Here is a 676-nt window from a genome sequence, read left to right as displayed (position 1 = left end):
AGAACACCCCCCAACACACCCGCCACACCCACACCATCCACCCCAACATCCACCAACCCACCCCAACGCTCCGGAAACTCCAACCCCGCCACCTGCCCCAACCCCCACACCGCAGCCTGCGCAGGACTGTCGAAATGCGCATCGCCGACAGCGGCCGCGCCGGTGGTGACCATCCAGAGCGGGGCCGGCACGCCGGCGTCACCAAGCGCCTGGACGAGCACGAGGGAGGCGGCCACGCCGACCGGCACGGCGGGGCGCCCGGGGACCGGATCCTCATCGAGGGCCAGCAGGGAGACGACGCCGTCGACCAAGCCGGCCTCGGCGATGCGGGCGGCGAGGCCGGCCCGGTCCAAGCCGTCGCCGTTGACGACCAGCCTGCTCACGGTGGCACCGGCGGCCTCGATCCCGCCGAGCACGGCATCCACGACGGGCGCGTCGGTCCGGGTCGCCGGCAGGACGACCAGCCAGGTGCCGGTGAGTGTGCCGGTCGTGGCACCGGGGCGGCGGCGCCAGATGACGCGGTAGCGCCAGGAGTCGATCAGAGCTTCAGTCCGTTGCCGGCGACGCCACTGCGCCAGCACCGGCAACGCCTGATCAACCCGCTCCTCACCACCCAACCCGAACGCACTCAGATCACCACGCTCCAGCACCTCCCAGAACGCATCCGTCCCACCAC

General features: G+C 71.9%; 1 pseudogene. It reads right to left on the bottom strand.

What is annotated here, in order from left to right:
• Nucleotides 1-676: pseudogene (locus tag LPA41_RS40810) on the bottom strand (type I polyketide synthase); the annotation flags it as partial.

The organism is Actinoplanes sp. DH11, assembly GCF_020873875.1.
Classification (GTDB): domain Bacteria; phylum Actinomycetota; class Actinomycetes; order Mycobacteriales; family Micromonosporaceae; genus Actinoplanes.
This window is presented reverse-complemented; position numbering and strand designations above follow the sequence as displayed.